Annotated in this window: 2 protein-coding genes; one reads left to right on the forward strand and one right to left on the reverse strand. The window is 70.6% G+C overall.

Annotated features, from left to right (window positions below; all coding sequences use genetic code 11):
- Positions 1 to 131 precede the first annotated feature (131 nt).
- Positions 132 to 1,259: a trypsin-like peptidase domain-containing protein gene (locus tag VB737_RS06865; protein WP_500312182.1), complete on the reverse strand. Its 1,128-nt coding sequence runs from the start codon at positions 1,257 to 1,259 to the stop codon at positions 132 to 134.
- A gap of 91 nt (positions 1,260 to 1,350) precedes the next feature.
- Between VB737_RS06865 and VB737_RS06870 the strand changes: the two genes are divergently transcribed.
- Positions 1,351 to 1,646, forward strand: a 296-nt coding sequence (locus tag VB737_RS06870) for a DnaA N-terminal domain-containing protein (protein WP_500312183.1), incomplete at its 3' end; no start/stop codon positions are given.

A 1,646-nucleotide genomic window follows, 5' to 3' on the forward strand; every position in this document is an offset into this window, starting at 1 on the left:
GCAGAGGGCGGAATAGGGGATACCCGAGCGTCTCGTGGGCTCGGAGATGTGAATAAGGGCCAGCCCCGGGGCCGGCCAGCGGGCCAGCATCACCAGCTGGGGCGGCCCGGTTCCCCGGCCGTTCGGCGGTCTCAACCCTCGCGCGGCAATTCGGCGGGGCGCACGGTGAGGTTCTGGCGGGAGCCGTTGCGCTGCACCGTGATGGTCAGCGGCTCGCCCACCTTGCCCCGGTCCACCCCCAGTTGCACCTCCGAGGCGTTCTTCACCGCCTTGTCGCCCACCTTCTCGATCAGGTCGCAGGGCTTCAGGCCGCCCCGGGCCGCCGGGCTGTTGGCCATCACCTCGACCACCACGACCCCGTTCACCTCCGGCAGGCGGCACTCGTTGGTGGTGGCGTTGATCTCCTTGGCCAGCTGGGGGGTCAGGGCCTGCAGGCGCACCCCGATGTAGGGGTGGCTGGCGTAGCCGCGCTCGAGGATCTGGGCGGCGATCTGGCGGGCCGTGTTGATCGGGATCGCGAAACTCAGGCCGGCCCCCGGCGCCTGGCGGATGGCGGTGTTGATGCCGATCACCTGGCCCCGGTCGTTGATCAGGGGACCGCCGCTGTTGCCGGGGTTCACGGCTGCGTCGGTCTGGATGTAGGGCACACGCTGGCCCTCACCGACGGCGTTGGTGCGCTGGATGGCGCTGATGATCCCGGCCGTCACCGTGTTGTCGAGACCGAGGGGGTTGCCGATGGCGATCGCCCATTCCCCCGGCCGCACCTTGTTGGAGTCGCCCAGGGTGGCGACCGGCAGCTTGGAGGCCACCACCTTCACCACCGCCACGTCGGTGAGCGGGTCGGCCCCCAGCACCTTGCCGGTGAAGCTGCGGCCGTCGGGGAGGGTGACGCTCACTTCGCTGGCGCCCTCGACCACGTGGGCGTTGGTCAGCAGCACGCCGTCGGAGCGGGTGATGAAGCCCGATCCCTGGCCCTGCTGCTGCTGGATCGCCGGGCCGCGGCCGAAGATGCCCCCCAGGGGGTTCACGGTGCGCTTCACCGTGTCGATGCGCACGACCGCTGGACCGGCCTTCTCGACGGCATCGACGATCACCGAGCTGCTGGGCTGCAGGGAGGGGGCCGGCGACGCGTCGCTGATGGGGGGCTGCTCGGGCTGGCGCACCCCCGGCAGGGCCAGACGGGTGCCGGTGCAGGAGGTCAGCAGGCCTGCCGCGGCCGCCAGCAGGGTGAGGCGTGACAGGAAACGGGACTGGACCATCGGAGGTGGGCGGTCGGCGCTGAGGGAGTCATTAAAGACGAACCTCCGGGCCTGGGATGCCTATATTCGGCCATCGCGTCGTGGGCTCCTGGTGCAGCAGGGTGATCAGCTGTGGCACCGGGTGAGCCAGGATCTTCAGGGCAGGCTCAGCAAGCCCACCTACGAGACCTGGATCCGTCAGGCCCGTTGTCGTGACTACGCCGACGGGCTGCTGCGCCTTGAGGCCCCCAACAGCTTCGCCTGCGGCTGGCTGCGCAAGAACTACCTGGTGATGATCGCCGCGGTGGCCAGCGAGCACGCCGGCCGGCAGGTGCGGGTGGAAGTGGAGGTGGCCCCCGATGCCGAACCCCTGGGCGACCCCCCGGAGCCGGTGGGCGAGAACGGCGC

It is taken from the genome of Synechococcus sp. BA-120 BA3 (assembly GCF_034931285.1).
Taxonomy (GTDB): domain Bacteria; phylum Cyanobacteriota; class Cyanobacteriia; order PCC-6307; family Cyanobiaceae; genus Cyanobium.

What these genes read in the sequence shown, in the direction of transcription:
- VB737_RS06865 (WP_500312182.1), bottom strand. Translation starts at nt 1,259, where the DNA reads ATGGTCCAGTCCCGTTTCCTGTCACGCCTCACCCTGCTGGCGGCCGCG.